Source organism: Micromonospora sp. NPDC093244, assembly GCF_040683695.1.
Lineage (GTDB): Bacteria > Actinomycetota > Actinomycetes > Mycobacteriales > Micromonosporaceae > Micromonospora.
Map to the genome: position 1 here is coordinate 69703 of NZ_JBFBEO010000006.1, position 17913 is coordinate 87615.

The window sequence follows — 17913 nt, forward strand, 5'->3', positions numbered from 1 at the left end:
CGTCTCGTTACCTGTCCGCCGGCCCTGAGGGTCTGGAGCCGGTTGGGCTACGGTGCGCCCGGGTGCTGAGGTGCACGCCGGCAACAACAGACATGTGCGGGAGGCCAGGTGCGCAGTGGTGTTCGTGGGTCCGCCCGAAGGACGGTCATCGCGGTGTTCGCGGTCACGGTGTTGGCGGCTGCGGCGTGTTCCGGTTCCTCGTCGTCGGGCGATGGGGAGGCGCCCGGCACTACGTCGTTGGTGTTGAGTAAGGACGGCATCGGTTTGGCGAAGTTTGGTGACTCGATCGAGTCGGTTTCCGACCGGGTCCATGCCAGGTGGGGCCCTTCCGAGTCGAGAGAGGCGGGGTGCGACAGCCATGTGATGTCGAAGTTCCTAAACTGGGACGGTGTGTTTCTGGTCTTCAGCGCGGACGGATTGGTGGGCTATTTGATCGGGCCGAGGCCAGCCGACTCGATCACTCCGGTGGGGAAAGATGTGCAGGCGGCGGCGACGGTCGAGGGTCTGCGGTTGGGCGACAGTGTTAGGAAGGCACGGCAGGTCTACGGGGCGCGGTTCGTGTTGGAAGAGAACAGTCTCGGGCCGGAGTTTTACATTGCGGAGGAACAGGATGACTGGCCTGCGCTAATGGGCTTTTCGACAGGGCTGACCGATGCCGACACGATCAAACGGATCGGGGCCGGGGACATCTGCGCGGTGAGGTGAGCCTGCTACTCGCCGCGGCATGGGTAGTCATGTTCGATCTCCGACCCCGCCGGTGGGTTGGTCCGCCTCCTCGACGTGATGAGGTGAGCGGCGGTGAGCACAATCTCGATCAGCAGGCCGCCGGCGAACCCGAGCCCCGCGCCGAGGGCGAGCAGGAGAGGATCCCGGCCGCGCTGTCGTTCGACGTCGACCATGTCGATGGAGACCGCCGGTACGGGGAGAACGCTGTCCCAGCTTCCGCGGATCTGGGCGACGTTCACCGCGTACCGGGTGGTGGCGCCCTCCGTTTCGCCTGGACGGCTCACGCCTCCAGTCGCGAGGCGTTCGACCGTGTAGGAGCCGGAGTTGACTAGCACGAGGCCATCAGCCGTTTCGGTCGAGCCGTCCGCACCACTGATGTCGATCCGTTTGGTCCGTAGGAACTGGTATTGACCCGAACGGGTCAGGCTGCCGTTCCTGAGGGTCAGGGTGATCGACGACGGCGGCGAGTTCATCTGCGGGACGAGTTCGAGGGAAGCGTCCCCGCTGGTGACTGTGCGCCAGCCGCTCGCCTCGATCGATTCCCCGTTGACGGCCTGCGCTTTCGCCTCCAGAATCTCCGCTTTGTCTCCATCGTTCCAGCTGAGGGCCACCCTGGATTCAGAGCCCCATCCGGAGATTGCAAATTGAATGGTCGTGACCAAATTGTTGATCTCGAACCTCATTGAATGGATCCTGGCCCCCACGGTCAGCTCGTAAGCAGGGCTGTCGGCGTTGTCCCGAAGCGGCGGGGCCTGGTAGCTGATCCGGCCGTATCCGAACGCGCTCGCAGAACCCGCCAGCACAAGCAAGACCACCAAGGCCACCATCTGCCGCTTCGCGACGGCCCGGTCCTGGTCGTCAACGTTGCGCAGCTTGCGGACCGCGGCCGGGCCGGGCAGTCGACCAACCGGCTGCCCGGACGACCCGGGTACTCCAGGGCCAGAGGCATTCCCGCTCGTACCCTCGCTGGCGTACTCGCTCGCACCCGCCGGGGCGGCGTTCGGCAAAGCGCTCTGCACCACGCCGTACCCACGGCGACTGACGACATAGCCGATGAGCGCTCCCGCAGCCAAACCAAATCTGAAACCGCGAGAAGCGTTACTCCGCACCACTCGCGCTGCCTCCCGATACCCTCGTCACCCTTCGACCGCGAACAGCCCATAATGCGGTCGGACGATCCGCGCCTACGCAGGGCAATGCGGCCCGAGCAGACCCCGAGGGCCGATGCGGCGAGCGGTCGACCTCCGGAGAGCACCCAGAGTATCGACCATCAGGCTCACACCCGGGCATCTGCCCCTGTGATTGCAGTGGCTAGCCGGATGAGTCGGGTGCGGTGGTGCAACCCTCGTGCTTGTGCTTGGTGGAGTCGCGACCCGCCGTGATCGCACTGACCAGCCTTTCGGTGGCAGGACCGGGTGATCGCCCCCACCCCGTGCAATCCGAAGACGACTGCGGTGATGCGCGTAGCCAGTCACCCTCGCTCCGCCAGAGCGGGAGGAGCTCCAGGCCGTCGTCCATGAGGGTCACTAGTTGCACCTTCGCCGCCGGTGACGCGGACAGTCCTCGGGCACCTGTGGTACTGGGGGCGTGGGAGTTCAACTCCGTGGGCGATCGATACCGCGCCGGACTCGTCGCGTAGCAGTGGCACCAGTTCGACCGATCGGGTCACGCTGAGGCGACGCAACGCTCGGACCGCTTCGACTCGACCACGCGAACGTGGATGCGCCAGCCACCGTCGAACCAGGCCGGCATCCTCGGCATCACCGGTCTCGTCCAGCCCGGCGATCACCCCCGGTGCTGGCGCCTCCCGACGAGCACGCAGGCGATAGAACTCGGCCGGATCCGCGCCGCCGCAGCGGAGCGCGGCCTGAGCGATCGCCCGCACCAGCGGATGCCGGTCAGGCAACGCCGCCTCAGCAGCGCCCAGATCACGCCTGCAGCGCCTCAGCCCGAACCAGCGCAGTACGGCTGACCAGCAACCCCCGCAACTGAGCCGGGTCCGTCGCGGCCCGAACGGCACCTCGAACGTACAGGGACCGGATCGGCAGGTCGTCATCTTTCATCGCGGCCGTGATCAACCGGTGCACACCCAACAGACCACCGGCCGTCGCGGCGCGGTACGCCGCCTCCAGGACCTGGCCGCCGTATGGCACCGCTATCACCGGCAAGTCCACCACGACCGGGACTGCGTAGATCTCCGTGTTTGACCTGGGTGTGGTCCGTTGGACAGGACGTGGATCCTGTCCGGGAAGGACCACGTCATGGCAGACAAGAAGAACGCTGTTCAGCTTCCGGAGCCGACGGCGGCTGAGGTGGAGTTCGCGCAGCAGTTGGTCGCGCGGGCCAAAGCCGACGGCGTTTCGTTGGTTGGGCCGGGAGGGCTCCTCGCGGGGATCACCCGCACGGTCCTGGAATCAGCGCTTGATGCGGAGCTGGATGCGCACCTCGACGAGGTCGGCGTCGACGAGGCGACCGGCCGGCGGACCAATATTCGCAACGGCACGGGGCGAAGACGGTGCAGACCGAGGTTGGATTCAGGTTCCTCGGGATCGGGCGGGTTCGTTCGCGCCGCGGATCGTGCCGAAGCACGTCCGCCGGTTGGACGGGTTCAACGAGGCGATCCTGTCGCTGTATGCCAAAGGCCTGACGACCGGGGAGATCTGCGCGCATCTAGCGGACGTGTATGACGCCGACGTGTCCCGCGAGTTGATCAGCCGGGTCACCGACAGCGTCGTCGACGAGATGGAAGCCTGGCGGCAACGGCCCCTCGACAGGATCTATCCGGTGGTGTTCATCGACGCCCTGGTGATGAAGATCCGCCAGGGGCAAGTCGCGAACCGGCCCGTCTACGTCGTGGTCGGCATAAGCCTAGACGGGGAACGCGACGTCCTCGGTATGTGGGCCGGGACCGGCGGGGAGGGCGCCAAGCAGTGGGCCGGCTACCTCACCGAACTGCGCAACCGCGGTGTCGAGGACGTGTTCATGGTCTGCTCCGATGGCCTGAAAGGCATGACTGACGCCATCGAGCAGGTATGGCCGCAGGCGGTGCACCAGCAGTGCGTCGTGCACCTCGTGCGGGCCAACCTGCGTTACACGAATCGTAAGGACTGGCAGAAGATCACCCCAGGCGTTGCGGGAGATCTATACCGCCCCCACCGTCGCGGCTGCCGAGGCTCGGTTCGAGGCGTTCGCCACCGAGTTCGGCGACCAATACCCCGCCGTGATCCGGCTCTGGCGCACCTCCTGGCCGCAGTTCGTGCCGTTCCTCGACTACGACCACGAGGTCCGCAAGGTCCTCTACACCACCAATATCATCGAGAGCCTCAACGCACGGTTCCGGCAGGCCGCCCGGCGGCGCGGGCACTTCCCGACCGAGCAGGCCGCGATGAAGGTCCTCTACCTCGTCGTCCAGCAGAGACGTAAGGGCGGCGGGAGCATCACCGGCCGGGTCTACGGTTGGGCCAAGGCCCCAACGCCCTGATCCTCGCCTACGGCGACCGGATCGCCATCTAACAACCTCGATCACACCACAGGCCCAAACACGGAAATCGGCACACTCCCCGCTGGGACGCCTTTGCCGAGGCATTGTGGAGTGCCGGCAGAGGGCGGGGTGCGATGTTCCTTGAAGAAGCGAGCAGTTGGGTCCAGTCACGCCCGAGCGGGCACCGGCACGCGAGGGTGCGCGTCCGTGTGGGTCAGCGTGGGTTCAGGGAACGCCTGTTCGCGGCCCTGAGGCCGGTGTGCGCCTTCAGCGGGCCTAGTCCTGCCGCAGTGTTGGAGGCGGCGCACCTGTACAGCTACGCAGCGGTTGGCCAGCACCATGATGATGGAGGGCTGCTCCTGAGACGGGGTGTTCACCGGCTCTCTGATCAGAGGGACATCGCGGTTGACCCGCGCACCCTGACGATCAGTCTGCGAGACGAACTGGTTAGGTACCCGGGGTACGCGCCTTTGCAGGGGCAGCCGCTCGCCACAAAGCTGGGTCGTGGACACGTTGGTGGATAGAGAAGCACTGGAGGCAACACCGCCCTGATTCTCCCTGAGTGACCGCCGCCAACACCGCGTGACCGGGGAGACCTATTAGTGCGGGGTCCTCTCCCTTGGGACTGCTCGGGACGCGGACGGCCGGCGCCCACCAATCGTCAAGGCGTGTATTGCGACAGGTCGAGCAGATCCTTCGGCAGCGCCCCCACTAGTGGGGGCTCGCCCGTTCCCGAGTACATGAAGGTTAGGCATCGTCGCGCCCGTGTGACGAGTACGTAGAGGCTCATCCGCATGTTGTCGCCGGTGGTATCGCCGGACACGGCCTGGAGCTCGGGAACGAACACCGAGTCGAATTCGAGGCCTTTCACGCTTTGCCAGGTGATCAGCTTGAGGCCAGGTCCGCTGAAGGCAGGATCTGAGAGGGCGCCGGCACGCTGTGTACTGACATAGCCCTGCAACGGGTTGACGGTGCGGTGGCCGAGCTGGTGGTGGTAGTAGAACAGGTCCCTGCTGCGGTGAAGGATCACTCCGATCGTTTCATTCGGGTGCTGCTTCTCGTGTAGAAGCAGGTGCTCGGCCACGTCGGCCTTGTGCGGCACCCTGATCAGGCGGGGTGCCGGACCGTCCGGCAGTGCGTCCGTGGTGCTGCCGCCGGGGCGGAGGTGGTCGGCGAGGTTGCGGATCGGTCGGCTGTTGCGCACGGTGCCGGGGAGAGCCACGTGCCGGTTGGTCCGTGCCGCGGCGGCGATCTCCCGTACGGTGCTCTGGCGCCGTCCGATGCGTTGATTCTCGTCGGCGAACACGGTCACGGACGAGGACAGGGCGCCGACCGCGAGGTAGAAGTCGGCCGGCATGTCCTGGCCCTCGTCGACGACGAAGTACGGCCGCGACTCGATGGCCGGCGGGTCATTGATGATTGTTGTCAGGCAGGCCATCCAGTCGAAGTCGTACCGTTCAAGCGTCGGTGGGTTGCGCCGGTAGTGCTTCTGCCAGAAGGCGTGCAGCCATTTGTGGTAGGTCGTAGCGACATCAGCCGCGCCGATCTGCGCCACTGCGGCGCGCGTGTAGGCGGACAGCACCTTGCTGTACATGAGCATCACGGTCGGTCTGCCCGAACGGTGCAGGGCCGCTGCCCGGTAGATCGCCGTGATCGTCTTACCTGCCCCGGGGCTACCGGTGACGAGGTGCGACTCCTCGAACGGTAGGGCCAGGACATCCCGTTGGGCGGGGCTGAGGTCGAGCAGCGGTGGCAGCAGCAGTGTCACGTCGCGCCCGCCTGCACGGCGATAAGTTCGGCAAGGGGGTCACGCATGAAGCCGTACTCGTCGTCGATCACGAGAGTCCGGTCCAGCAGGACATTGCCCATCGTGCAGCTCGTCTCGGGGGCCAACGTGCAAGCGTGGCAGGCAGCCATGGACAGGCCGGAAGGGCCCTGGGATTTCGACTCTCGGCACACCGGGTCGAGTGAGCACCATCGGGCAGCGGCGAGAGTGGCGGCGATGGTCGTGACGAGCCGGCCCGCCTCGCCGGAGCGGGCGAGGCCACCGAGGGTGCCCTCGGCATCGCCGGCAGCGGTGTAGATCAGTACCCCGGCCATCGGTGTGTCGGAGTCCGGTGTGCTCGCGTAGATGCGTTCGCGCAGCGACGAGGAGGGGTAGCCGGCGTCGAAGGCCAGCTGGCGCATCAGGAGGTGGGCGACGGTGTGCAGCAGGACCAGACGCGGCGTGGGGCTGCTCTCGATCCATCTGGCGTGCATGCTGCCGGCAAAACGTTTGTGGAGCGTGGTCGCACGTCGCACCACGGGAGCCTGCAGTTCCCACCGTCGGAGGTTCTCCTCGTCGAAGACAAGGAAGATGCCCTCGCCGTATACCTCCACCGCCGGTAGGGAGGTGCTGCGGGTTCCCAGGTCGGCCAAGATGCGGGTGTCCATGGTGTGGCGACGGAAGCCACGCAGGACCCGGACCTCGCGGAGACGGTCGACCAGGACAATGTCGGAAATCGCCGTTCTCATCCGGTCGACGACCGGATCCAACCGACCGTGGCCCGCGGAAGCCGGGAAGGGCGTGTACCGGGTGATGAACCGGTCGTCCGGATGGTGTCCTGTGCGCGGGTTGGTCAGTGCCTGCCATTCGCGCTCGGCCAGGTCCTCGGAGCCTTCCGAACCGGCGTCGGCGCCCGTGGTACCGAGGCGATCGTTCAGGATGGCGACGACCTGTCTCTCGTTGACATTTTCTCGCTCGGCGATGAACCTAATCAGCTGCTCACGCATCGGGCCCTCGGGATCCTTGTGGAGCAGGGCGAAGTACGCGTTCTGCTCGACCCGGGCAGCCGTACCACCCCAGGTGACCCAGTCGGAGTCGGGGGGAAGGTCGATCGCGGACCCGGTGTCGGGGAAGTAGACGCTCGATGCACCCCGTTGCAGGACCACGGGCGCCTGATCGCAGGTCACCGCCTCGGTGTCACGCTGCCAGGGCTGCCGCCCCCGGCAGCGGATGTTGATACGGCCGAGTGCGTGGGGCGACGTGAGGTCAGCGAGATTCCTGCCGGCCCGGCAGGTCCGGCACCGGACCCGGAGTGATTCCAGTCCGCCACCCACGGTCGTCAGGTGCTCGAACTGCAGCTCGGCGCGTCCGCACTGGCGCTGCTCACGTCCCTGCCCGCCCCCGGAGTGGGCCCACTGCACCCAGGGCACGTCGTCGAGGTGGCCGTTGCCGCAGACCGCAACGAACCTCATCGGCACGAGCTGAGGGCTGCGGCTGCAGTGCTGGCAGCGGGGGAATTTGCCTGGCTGTTCCTGGCCGACGCTCCAGCGGGTCATCGTGCGGCAGGTGCCGCAGAACAACCATTGAGGGAACCGGTAGTAGGGCAGCCTGCCGTCGCGAGGCGCCGGCGGTAGGCGTAGTTCCTCCGCACCGAAGTGGGCCGCGATGCGCGGGGCGGCCAGGGTCATCCGCCGCCCCTTCCACCGCGTGACGTCCTCCGCGACGAAGGACTCACCGAGCATGTCCACAATAGCGCCGACGCCGAACGGCGAGAGGGCCTGCATGCGTCGTAGCCGACGGTCCGTCACTGTCCCTCACCCCGCACCAGCACCCGGGCATCGGTGTCGACGTTGCGCATGGAGTCCAATGTCGGCCATCCCGGTCCCGGCATGTCGAACTTCCTCAGCAGCTGGATGCGTTCGCGCCCTCCCCCGGTATAGGTGAGCCCTCCGAGCGGATGGGCGCGGTCGACGAGCCCGGCCCAGTGTTCCTCGAGTTGTTCCACGTGCCGGGCGACGTCGGCGGCCTCGTCCGGATCCGCAGCGCGGGCGCGGGCGATGAACTCCTCCACCAGGCTCCGCCAGGCGGGATCTTTCGCGTCGAACGCGGCGGCGGCGCGGTCATCGCGCCAGGTGTGCACGTGACGGGCGAGGATGACCAGTCCCGCGTGCAGCGCGCGGGTGCGTGCCGGCACCGAGAACGGTGTCACGGAGGTGGGTTCGACAACCCGGTAGAGGGAGGTGTGGTACGGGATGAACGACTCGTAGTGCGAGCGGTCGCGGGGTTTGGACGGCGAGTAGAGGGTCACCACCAACCCGGGTTGGCGACGTCCGACCCGGCTTGTGGCCTGGATGTACTCGGCGGTGGTTTTCGGCTGGCCGACGACCAGCATGAGGCCCAGTCGGGGGACGTCGACACCGACGGAGATCATGTTTGTGCTGGGCACGAACGACACCGCACCGGGCTGCCCACGCTCGTAGAACAGCCGCTGGAGATGCCGGGGGATGTCCGCCGGCGGGATGTTGCTGGTCAGTTCCATGATTTCGGCGTCGTCAAGGTCGCGCCGGTCGTCCTCAGCGGCCGCGATGACGCCCAGACGGGCGGGGATGTCGTCGTGCGCCAGGGTGACGGTCTTGCCGAGTTCGCGCAGACTGTTGTGGTAGGCGATCAGGGTCCAGTAGGCGTCGGCGGCCTGCGGTCCGAGCGGCAGCTCGACGGGGGCGTTGAGCATTGCCGCGGAGAGGTGGACCATCGCGGTGAGAGGTGTGTGTCCCTGCGGCATCACTCCGCCGTAGAGCCGACCGGGACGGCCGGGGTCCGTTCGGACGAAATAGGAGTCCTCGGCGTCGAGGCCGGACGGCGGGAAGAGGGCGATGGGACGTCCGAAGACGCCGCGGGACTGGGCATCGGCGCGACGGATGGTGGCAGTGGAGGCGACGATCTTCGGGCGGGTGCCGTGGTGCGCCATCGCCACGTCGAACGCGGCCTCGTAGAGCCCGACGATGGTGCCGAGCGGCCCGGAGATGAGGTGGAACTCGTCCTGAATGATCAGCGTGGGACCCGGGTCGGCGCCGGCGCCGATGAACACCCCCGCGCGCGGTTCGCGGGTGAACCGGGCGAACTTGTCCACGGTGGCGACCAGCAGCGTCGGGGGATCGGTGTAGAGCGCGTCGTCGACGGACGAGACCGGCAGGGAGGTGCGGAAGTCGCAGTCGACGTTGGGGCAGTTGATCCGGAAGCTGTTGTTGTCCGCGTGCACTCCCCAGGCGTCGTCCGGTGCGTTGCCCTTCGGGAGGATGTGGGTGCCGCACCACGGACAGCGTTCGACCTGGAAGCTCTTGGTCGTCGGTTCATGGTTGCGGATCGTCTGGAGCAGGTCGACGGCGTCGGCGAAGTTGTTGGGGCTGTTGTTGCCGCCGACCCAGATGCCGATGGACACCGCCCGCGTTCCCAGTTCCTCCGGGCGCTGCTGTCGGATGAGTTCGCAGGCGCAGATCAAGGTGGCCGCCCGCTGGAACTGTTGGGCGGTCAGTAGACGCAGGGTGTAGCGGGTGATGACGGTCGTCCCGGCGCCGGCGTCGCCGAGGGTCAGGCGGCGGTGGAAGACGGTGAAGGCAACCAGACCGAGGTAGGCCTCGGTCTTCCCGCCGCCGGTGGGGAACCAGATCAGGTCGACGAGATCACGGTCGTCGTGTTCCGCGTCGACGAGGGAGGGCAGGGACAGGAGGACGAACGCCAGTTGGAAGGGTCGCCAGCTGCGGTGCGGGTCGTCGTAGTCGGGCCTGGCGGGGAGGCGGTCGGTCCAGGCACGACCGGTGCCGGCGAACCGGGGCCCGCTTCGGATCATCTGCATCAGCATGGCCCTGTTGGCCAGGACGAAGGCGCGTCGGGCGGTGGGGTCCTCTTCGAGCAGCTGCACACCTTCACGCATCCGGGCCCGGGCGCGGTCGACGCGGTGCAGGAGCCGGTCGGCCGCCGCCACGAGGGGTTCGGCCACGTCGTCGCGGCGGGTGCGGGTCTGCTGCGCCCACTGGTCGTAGCTGTCGACGAAGGCGTGCAGTCTCCTGATGACTCCTGCGGGATCCTGTTCGAGCCCGGTGAGGTAGTTCAGGCTCAGTGCCTCCTGGTCGCCCGGCAGTTCGAAGGCGACGTCGGGGACGACGTGGCTGGGTAGGAAGGTCGTCTGCACCGACGTGGCGCTGTCACCATGCGCCTGCCAGCTCGCGGCGGCTCCGTGGCCGAGGGCGAAGACGGGGATCTTCCGGTAGAGGAGCGCGAGTTCCTCTTCCTCGGGGTCGGAATGGAGTCGCAGCGTCGACGGGTACGGGGCGATGCCGCCCTCGACCGGGCTGCACCGCAGTGTCACCTGCAACAGGCAGTCGGACGGATTCAGTTTCCCTTGTTCCGACAGTTTCCGTTGGTTGACGAGGGAGACGGTGACCAGTACGCCGTCGCCGAACTCCCGCCAGACGATGGCCACAGAGGCGTCGCCGTCGAACAGGTCGTGCGTGGTCTGACGGCCAGCTGCCGGGGGCTCGGCGAACAGGGCGCCGCTGCCGGTGGCGGCCAGTGGCTGACGCCGCCACTTCTGCCGGTCCTCGCGGAGGTAGCGTGCGGCTGTCACCTCGATCCGCAGGGTAGACCGTGTGCTGGTGACGAAGCTCAGTCCGACCGAGCTCGGCAGAAGCTGTCCGGCCAGGGCCACTGGGTCCTCGTCGCTGTCGGTCTCATCGGTGGATCCGGCGGCCGGAGCGTCGTCGACGATGTCGTCGTCGTTCGCGTCGAGGGACGCCTCGCCGGGGAACAGGATGCCGGCAAGGTACCGGCGGTCGGGCCGCTCGGTGAGGACCTCGTCCTCCCCGGTCCAGGGGCCGACGAGCTGCCGTCGAAGGTAGTCCAGGACGAGATCGCGGTCGTCGGATTCGCTGGGTGCGGGTGTGGTGGTCACCGGTCGCTCTCCTGCTGGTACATCTGTCCTCCGGTGGCCATCCAGAGTCCGACCCTCGCGCGTGTCATTCCCACGTAGAGGTTGCGGATCCGGCCGGGATCAGCGGGCCCGACGTCGCCCAGGAGGATGAACCGGCTCTCGAGGCCCTTGAAGTCCTCGACCTTCGCGAAGGCGATCCGACCTCTGGCGGGTCGTCGTAGCGTGTGCAGATCCAGTACGTCGATCCGGTGCCGCCAGCGGGCCGGCAGATCCGCGAACAGGGACTCCTGCAGGGGCAACGGGGACAACAGGATGATGTCCGTGTTCGGAATTCCGTTGTCGGCGAGCCGGTCGAGCTCGGCGGCGGCCGCCGCGGCCCGGCGGGAGCGGTCCGGCTCGTCGACCACCGTCACGTCGGGCCCTTCGCCGGCCGATGAGACACCCGTGTCCGCCCCGGTCATCTGCTGGGTCGACGTGACGATCTGCCGGGTGTTGCGGCAGTTGTCCTGCAACACCAGATTGGCCGGCCGGAGGGACCTCAGATAGTCCAGGGCCTCGTCGTCGCAGGAGCCGACCAGCCCACGCTGGTTGTTGCTGTCGAGCAGCAGGTACCAGCTGCCGTCACTGAGGCCGCCTACCAGCCGGTTGTCCAGGTTTGACAGGTCGCCGAAATTGACCATGTCCTGCGCCTCGTCGACCACGACGACGTCGAAGTCGGTGTCGTTGCCGGCCTTGAGATTGGCGAAGGGAACGACATGCACGTCCTGCATTCCGGGTTGGTGCCGAACGAACCCGGCGACCACCTGGCTGCGGCAAGTGAACAGGGTCCGCTTGCCGCTCGCGGCCGATCTGCGGGCCAGTTCGGCCGCGAGCATCGTCTTACCCGTGCCTGCCCCACCCTCCACGAGGAGCCGCGGGTTAGTTGCCCACTGATCGAGCGTGCGGTACTGGCCCGCGGTGAGGGCGACAAGGTCGGCTTCCGCATCCGTGACGATCTGGCGCAGGGTGGGGACGGCGTCGAAGTCGGGCCGCAGGGCCTGCAGGACCTCCCGCAGGAGTGGTTCGTCGAGCATGGCCCGACGCCCTCCGGGCTTGGCCCGCCAGTAGTCCGCCATGCGGCCCAGACTGCGCTGCAGTCCATCGGTGCGGTCGAGTTGTCGGCGGTCGATCAGGGTCTCCTCGTCCCACTCGACCGAGGTCTGCTCGGGTAGCTGGCAGTCCGGGAAGACGACGGCGAAGCCGATGGGAATGTTGCGCATCGTTTCGCGGCCGAGGCGCTCCTCGAGGCGGTTCTGCAGGGTGAACATGGCGTCGGTCGCCTGCGCGAAGGGACTCTCCTTGCGCCGGCGTTCCTGGCCGGTGCGGTCGCGGTAGGTCCAGACGCCGTTGGTGCACCCGACGTAGCCGCCCTTGACCTCGATCACGTACACCCCGCGCCGTCCGGCCAGGACGAAATCGATCTCGCTGACGCGCTTCCAGACGTGTGCAGGCAGATTGAGGCTGTGCAGAGCGAAGCTCCAACCGGCATCCACGAGTTTGAGACGTCGGTAGATCTCGGCCTCGGCGGCGCTCTTCATCAACGGGGAGATCGGGTCAGGAACCATCTGCACCCGCTGGATTGTGCACGATGACAGGGCTTCGCGTCTTACCTCTCCGTGGTTGTCCCGGTCCACAATGGTGGGCGTGACGTCTTCAGCCGACCCAGAGGTTGTCAAGTTGTGTGTGCAGCTGCTAATGGCGCACGTCCGGGACGCAACGGTCGGGGACTGGGAGATCGACAGTGTTCTCGAGCTGGCCGGGGACACACGAGCGGTGGTACGGCAGCAGGTCGTCGAGGGGATGGTAGGACGGGGTGTGGTCGTCATCGCCGCGCCGGAAGGCGATGGGCGTGACGGTCGTGGGCCGGCCGGCGTCATCGACCCGGCCCGGGCGGAACGTTCGATCGCAGACGCCCGGAGGCTGCTGCGCAGGGACAGGGTCTCGTCGCGGCCCTGGGACCGGGTGCTGACGGCGTCCGAGGAGGTCGGCCTTGCGCTCCTGCTGCGCGGGGATCAGTACCGGCCGCACGAAGAGGTCCCGCACGGCTTTCGCGCAGGTCTCGACGTGTCGGACGAGCGGGCGCGGGCCTTCGACGCGATGGTGCTGCACAACCGGCGGCTCGTGATGTCCGTTGCCGGCAGCCACCTGGGACAGGGGCTGGAGAGTGAGGATCTGCACCAGCACGGCGTTGTCGGCCTGATGCGGGCGGTCGAGCGGTTCGACCCCACGCGTGGTCTGAAGTTCTCCACCTACGCGGTCTGGTGGATCCGTCAGGCTGTGACGAGAGGGATCGCCAATGAGAGCCGGTTGATCCGTCTCCCCGCGCACAAATGGGATCAGGTTCGTCGGGTGGTGGCGAGCCGGAACCGGCTGTTGAGCCGGTCCGGCACGGCGGCCGTGTCGGAAATCTGTCACGAGCTCGGCTTGGACCCGGGGACGGTACTCGAGTGCCTGAGACTGCATGCTGGGGTGGTGTCGTTGGATCTGCTCATCGGGGACGGCAGTGCGGCGCTGACCGATTTCGTGACCGCGGACCAGGACACCCTGAGACCCGATGTGGTGACGCAGCATCAGGAGACGCTGACAATCCTCCGCGCCTCACTGGCTGATCTCCCCGTACGCTCGGCGGCGATCCTGAGCTTGCGGACCGGCCTCGGCAACGGCGTACCCATGACTCTCGAGGAGATCGGACAACGGCTCGGGATCACCCGCGAACGCGTCCGCCAGTTGGAGAAGAAGGCACTCCCGCAGCTACGCGAGCGGTTGACGGCACGCCTGGGCGGCGAACCATCGAGGAGCGACGATCTCGTGCACTGATGTCCGGACGTCCGGACGCCGGGGCGGCATCAGTCCATTACACCGACTCGTGCGGCCGCACAGCGTCGACATACGTCCCGTCCGACGATCTGTGGGAAGCCCGACGGTCGACGGTCCCGCACTGCCGACCTCGACCGCCCTTCCCCGGCGGGGAAAACCGGATCAGGGCGACGAAATATCGGAAATATGCCCAAGGTGAACCGGCAGGGTCGGCGACGTGGCCCCAAGGGACCCCTCCGGCTCGGAACCACCGCCGCTCGGCAGCACGGGTTGGGGTACGTTGTGGGGCGATGACGCGACGCCCCACCGCTCTCAACGCCGCCGTGTCGGCGCAGATGAGCCGGATGCCGCGGGCGCGGACGAAACCTGAGATGTCGGTGCGACGGGAACTGCACCGACGAGGGCTACGGTTCAGGGTGAACCATCCAGGGCTTCCCGGCCGACCGGACATCGCTTTCACACGGGCGCGATTGGCAGTGTTCGTCGACGGTTGTTTCTGGCACCTTTGCCCGCAGCATGCGGTGCTGCCGAAGAACAACGCCACGTGGTGGCGGGAGAAACTGCACCGTAACGTGCGGCGTGACCGTGAAAAGGACGAGGCATTGGCAGCACTCGGCTGGACGGTGCTGCACGTCTGGGAACACGAGGACCCGATGGCGGTGGCGGAAATCGTCGAACAACTCTGGCGGGCACGGTGCCGATCGGAGGCCACAGCATGGCCGGTCACGTGAGGCAGGGTGACTGTGGCATCCTGGTCCTCACGGACGACGTGAGCGGAGGTGCCCATGACGGGTAGAGCGTGGTACGACGTGGCGCCCTCAGCCGCGCGGCTGACCGGATCGCTGCGGGATATCGGTTACGAGTTCCCGACCGCGGTGGCGGACATCGTCGACAACAGCGTCGCGGCAGGGGCCACCCGCATCGACGTGACCGTCGAGTTCGACGGAGAGGACTCCCGCGTCGTGATCGCCGACGACGGTGACGGCATGTCGGCCGGCCAGCTGACAGAGGCTCTGCGGTTCGGCACGAGGCGTTCGTACCGGCGCGGTGAACTGGGTCGCTACGGTCTCGGCCTCAAGACCGCCTCATTGTCCCAGTGCCGGACGCTCACCGTGATCAGCCGCAGCAGCCGATCGGTGGCACGAATGAGCGCCCGGCAGCTGGACCTCGACCTTGTGGAGGAATGGGACCAGTGGGTCGTGGTGGACCCGTCCCCGCAGGATCCCGTGGTCCGCAGCGCCCGGCAAGGGCTGGCCGAAGGGACCGGCACCGTGGTCGTCTGGCAGGCGCTCGATCGCGTACTGCCTGAGAAGCGCCCGTCGGGCGGCTGGGCCCGACGGCGTCTGGAGACCCTGGCGGCGCGGACATCGGACCATCTCAGCATGGTTTTCCACCGTTTCCTGGAAGGATCCGATGGACTCACACCACTGGTGATCTCGGTTAACGGGCAGAAACTGCGCCCGTGGAACCCGTTCGCTCCGCAGGAGCCGCACACCTCTGAGCTGCCCCGGCAGCAGTTCGAGATCGAGATGGTCGGCGGCGTGGGGCTGGTTCACCTCCGACGGTTCGTCCTGCCGCCGCGTGACCGCTTCACCTCAGCCGCGGAATTCGAGCGGCACTCGGGCCCGCTGAACTGGAACCGGCAGCAGGGTTTGTACGTGTACCGGGCCAACCGGCTGGTGCAGTGGGGCGGGTGGGGTGGGATCCGCGGTATCGACGAGCACACGAAGCTGGCCAGGGCAGCGCTGGATTTCGACAACGACCTTGACACCGCATTCAACATCAACGTCGCCAAGATGCGCGTCAGTCTGCCGGCCCAGTTGCGCCAGATCCTGGAGGCGCCGGTCAATGAACTGTGTGTCCTGGCCAATGACGCCTACCGCAGGACCCCGCGGGGTTCGGCACGCCCCGTACCGGCGGACGTCAACGCGTCACCTGAGGTGCGTGCCGCCACCCACGCAGCCGCCACCGCCGGCCTCGCTCTGCGGATGGCCGCCATGCAGGCAGATCAGTGGGTGGCGTGGGAACGCATCGAGGAGACTCTGCGCGCCCAGTCGCCGGAGGTGGCGCAGCTGCTCGGACTTGACCGCTGACCCGGTTCGACGGGGTCAGAACAGCTGAGGCCGGTCGATACGCGCCCCGGCGCACTTCTTGACCAGCGGACATTCCTGACACAACGGCTCCGCCGGGCGGCAGAGTGTGTTCGCGAGTTCGATCAGGCCCAGGTGGGCGGCGCGGGCGTCGCTGTCAATACCGATCATCCGGGCGACCTCCAGCCGGCCGTCGGTGAGGCGGTTTCGCCGGTCGACGGGGTGACCGCTGAAGCGGGCGGCAACCCGCAACACGCCCTTGGTGACGAGAACGGGCTCTTCAGACTCGTCCTCGGTGCCCGCGGGAACGACCAGCACCGCCAGGTCGGCAATCGACTCGTGGAGACCGGGCACCCGCCGCAACGCGTCGTCGTCGCGCAGTACCCGGGGATCATCTGCGAGTTGCCGGGCGAGCTCCACCACCGTTCCGGCCCGGTTCGCCCGGGAGATGAACCCGCCGATGCGTCGCAGGTTTTCCTCCGCCGCCACCGTGTCCTGCGGCTGGCGCCACGTCCGTAGCAGGACCCAGACCTGGCGCATCACATCCGGGTGGGCGCGATCGAGAAGGATCTCCGCCTGCAGGACCTGCCAGCGTGTCTCAGCGCGCAGCCATGGAATGCCGCTGACCTGACCCGAGGCGAACCAGCCCGCGAGCGTCGAGGCGACCTCCCGCGTCGACACATGTGCCGGACGGGGATTGTCGAGCGCCCGTCGCGCAGCCCGGGACAGGTGTTCACCGAGCAACGGGGGTACCGCGTTGCCGATCTGTTTGAACGCGGCCGACGGCGGCCCGGCGAAGCGGAACCAGTCGGGGAAGGTCTGCAACCGGGCTGCCTCCCGCACGGTGATCGTGCGGTTCTGCCGCGGGTGGATGTACCAGTAGCCGTCCTTGGCGATGTGCGCCGTAATAGTGCGCGACAGGTCGTTCTCATCCAGACGTTTGTACTTGTCGTCGAAGATGTCGTCGCGGTACCGCTTGACGTCGTCCGGTAGGTCCGAATACCGGGTCGTCGGGCCCATCATCTCGAACGCCCGCAGGTCGTCCTCGCGCACAGGGCGGGTGATGTGGTCGAAAACCCGGTGCGCATCCGGTTCCGGCATCCCGTCGCGCATACGCTGCTGGAAACCTGTCACGGGAGCGCCGTAGGGAGCCCACCCCTCCGCTCCCCCTTCGGGGCGCCAGCCACCCTCGACCTCCGGCAGGTCCCCGATCGCGTTCCACACGGTGACCCGCTCGGGCTGTTCCTCCGGCCAGTCGAACGCGAGACCGTCCCGTAGACCGACCAGGATAAGCCGTTGACGGAACTGTGGGACGCCGTACCGGAAGGTGTCGACCGCCTTCTCCTCCACCGCGTATCCGAGGGATTCCAGCTCGTGCACCATGGTGCGGAGAATGAACATCTCCTTGTCCAGCGCCATGTCCGTCACGTTCTCCATCAGCACCGCCGGCGGCCGGGCCAGCCGGATGACCTCAAGGAACGAGCGCCAGAGGTCGCGCCGTTCGTCATACGGATCACGCAGACCGTGGCGCACCTTGTGACGGATCATCGACCGGCCGGCCTTGGAGAACGGCTGACACGGGGGCCCGCCGGCCAGCAACTCGACGCCTGCCAGGCGCACGAGGTCGGCGACCTCCCGGATGCGGGCCGGATCACCCAGGTCCCAGTCCACACTCAGACCACCGTGGTGGTGCCGGTGGGTCTCGACCGCTTCCGGATAGTGGTCCACCGCGAGGATGACCCTGTAGCCGGCGTTCTGCAGACCGAGACTCAGACCGCCCGCCCCGCTGAACAGATCGGCAGCCAACCGGAACCCGTCCTTGCGGGCCTGTTCGGCGTACCGCAGCAGCTGCTCGCCGTCGGTGACGGCGTCGGGATGCGGCGCCAGCTGTACGAACGGTCCCCGCACCAGCCTGACCTGGTACTTACCGCGACGGGCGGTGGGATCGTGTGCAGTCGGTTCGGCATCGGCGCGGTCGGTCACGTGCACGAACGTTACCGGTGACGGCGGCCGCAGCCCAGCATGCCCTCGCGGGGACGCTCGCCGTCGCTGCGCGGTCCGCCACCGG

The 17913-nt window shown here is 67.4% G+C and carries 14 protein-coding genes and 1 pseudogene; 8 read left to right on the forward strand and 7 right to left on the reverse strand.

All coding sequences use genetic code 11. The features are described 5' to 3' along the window. Nucleotides 1-153 precede the first annotated feature (153 nt). Nucleotides 154-705: a hypothetical protein gene (locus AB0N27_RS25095; RefSeq protein ID WP_364374500.1), complete on the forward strand. Its 552-nt coding sequence runs from the start codon at nucleotides 154-156 to the stop codon at nucleotides 703-705. Nucleotides 706-710: 5 nt separating this feature from the next. Here AB0N27_RS25095 and AB0N27_RS25100 read toward each other — a convergent pair whose 3' ends face one another. Both AB0N27_RS25100 and AB0N27_RS25105 read right to left on the reverse strand, forming a co-directional pair. Beyond that, complete coding sequence (locus AB0N27_RS25100; protein WP_364374503.1) at nucleotides 711-1748, reverse strand: hypothetical protein; 1038 nt, start codon at nucleotides 1746-1748, stop codon at nucleotides 711-713. Between the two features lie 906 nt (nucleotides 1749-2654). Beyond that, the gene (locus AB0N27_RS25105) at nucleotides 2655-2903 is read right to left on the reverse strand and encodes a hypothetical protein (RefSeq protein WP_364374506.1); all 249 of its coding nucleotides are present in this window, start codon (nucleotides 2901-2903) and stop codon (nucleotides 2655-2657) included. 84 nt (nucleotides 2904-2987) lie between these two features. Between AB0N27_RS25105 and AB0N27_RS25110 the strand changes: the two genes are divergently transcribed. The 4 genes and pseudogenes from AB0N27_RS25110 (at nucleotide 2988) to AB0N27_RS25125 (ending at nucleotide 4731) form a co-directional block, all read left to right on the forward strand. After that, on the forward strand, nucleotides 2988-3413 hold the full coding sequence (locus AB0N27_RS25110) for a hypothetical protein (protein ID WP_364374509.1): 426 nt from the start codon (nucleotides 2988-2990) through the stop codon (nucleotides 3411-3413). Beyond that, nucleotides 3304-3789: pseudogene (locus AB0N27_RS25115) on the forward strand (transposase); the annotation flags it as partial. The gene AB0N27_RS25110 and the pseudogene AB0N27_RS25115, both read left to right, overlap by 110 nt. A gap of 67 nt (nucleotides 3790-3856) precedes the next feature. Then, nucleotides 3857-4207, forward strand: coding sequence for a transposase (locus tag AB0N27_RS25120; protein ID WP_364374512.1), 351 nt, complete (start codon nucleotides 3857-3859; stop codon nucleotides 4205-4207). A gap of 134 nt (nucleotides 4208-4341) precedes the next feature. Further along, nucleotides 4342-4731 carry an HNH endonuclease signature motif containing protein gene (locus tag AB0N27_RS25125; RefSeq protein WP_364374515.1) on the forward strand — a complete coding sequence of 130 codons (390 nt, stop codon included), beginning with the start codon at nucleotides 4342-4344 and terminating at the stop codon, nucleotides 4729-4731. A 137-nt stretch (nucleotides 4732-4868) separates the two neighbouring features. Here AB0N27_RS25125 and AB0N27_RS25130 read toward each other — a convergent pair whose 3' ends face one another. Genes AB0N27_RS25130 through AB0N27_RS25145 form a run of 4 tightly spaced genes read right to left on the reverse strand, consistent with a single transcriptional unit; the run spans nucleotide 4869 to nucleotide 12503 of the window. Continuing rightward, a complete protein-coding gene (locus AB0N27_RS25130; RefSeq protein WP_364374518.1) occupies nucleotides 4869-5975 on the reverse strand; it encodes an AAA family ATPase in 1107 nt (368 codons plus the stop codon). Continuing rightward, nucleotides 5972-7756, reverse strand: a complete 1785-nt coding sequence (locus AB0N27_RS25135) for a DUF1998 domain-containing protein (protein WP_364374521.1) — start codon at nucleotides 7754-7756, stop codon at nucleotides 5972-5974. Before AB0N27_RS25135 ends, AB0N27_RS25130 begins: the two co-directional genes overlap by 4 nt. Before the next feature lie 20 nt (nucleotides 7757-7776). Then, on the reverse strand, nucleotides 7777-10920 hold the full coding sequence (locus AB0N27_RS25140; RefSeq protein ID WP_364374524.1) for a helicase-related protein: 3144 nt from the start codon (nucleotides 10918-10920) through the stop codon (nucleotides 7777-7779). Continuing rightward, the gene (locus AB0N27_RS25145; protein WP_364374998.1) at nucleotides 10917-12503 is read right to left on the reverse strand and encodes an NERD domain-containing protein; all 1587 of its coding nucleotides are present in this window, start codon (nucleotides 12501-12503) and stop codon (nucleotides 10917-10919) included. The genes AB0N27_RS25140 and AB0N27_RS25145 overlap by 4 nt, the downstream gene beginning before the upstream one ends. Before the next feature lie 79 nt (nucleotides 12504-12582). Between AB0N27_RS25145 and AB0N27_RS25150 the strand changes: the two genes are divergently transcribed. The 3 genes from AB0N27_RS25150 to AB0N27_RS25160 all read left to right on the forward strand — a co-directional run bounded on the left by AB0N27_RS25150 (nucleotide 12583) and on the right by AB0N27_RS25160 (nucleotide 15848). Then, nucleotides 12583-13755: a sigma-70 family RNA polymerase sigma factor gene (locus tag AB0N27_RS25150; RefSeq protein WP_364374527.1), complete on the forward strand. Its 1173-nt coding sequence runs from the start codon at nucleotides 12583-12585 to the stop codon at nucleotides 13753-13755. Nucleotides 13756-14045: 290 nt separating this feature from the next. Then, complete coding sequence (locus AB0N27_RS25155; protein ID WP_364374530.1) at nucleotides 14046-14486, forward strand: very short patch repair endonuclease; 441 nt, start codon at nucleotides 14046-14048, stop codon at nucleotides 14484-14486. Nucleotides 14487-14540: 54 nt separating this feature from the next. Next, nucleotides 14541-15848 (forward strand): ATP-binding protein, encoded by a 1308-nt coding sequence (locus AB0N27_RS25160; RefSeq protein WP_364374533.1) that lies wholly within the window; start codon nucleotides 14541-14543, stop codon nucleotides 15846-15848. Between the two features lie 15 nt (nucleotides 15849-15863). Here AB0N27_RS25160 and dcm read toward each other — a convergent pair whose 3' ends face one another. Continuing rightward, nucleotides 15864-17828, reverse strand: a complete 1965-nt coding sequence (gene dcm, locus AB0N27_RS25165; protein ID WP_364374536.1) for a DNA (cytosine-5-)-methyltransferase — start codon at nucleotides 17826-17828, stop codon at nucleotides 15864-15866. Nucleotides 17829-17913: the final 85 nt, after the last annotated feature.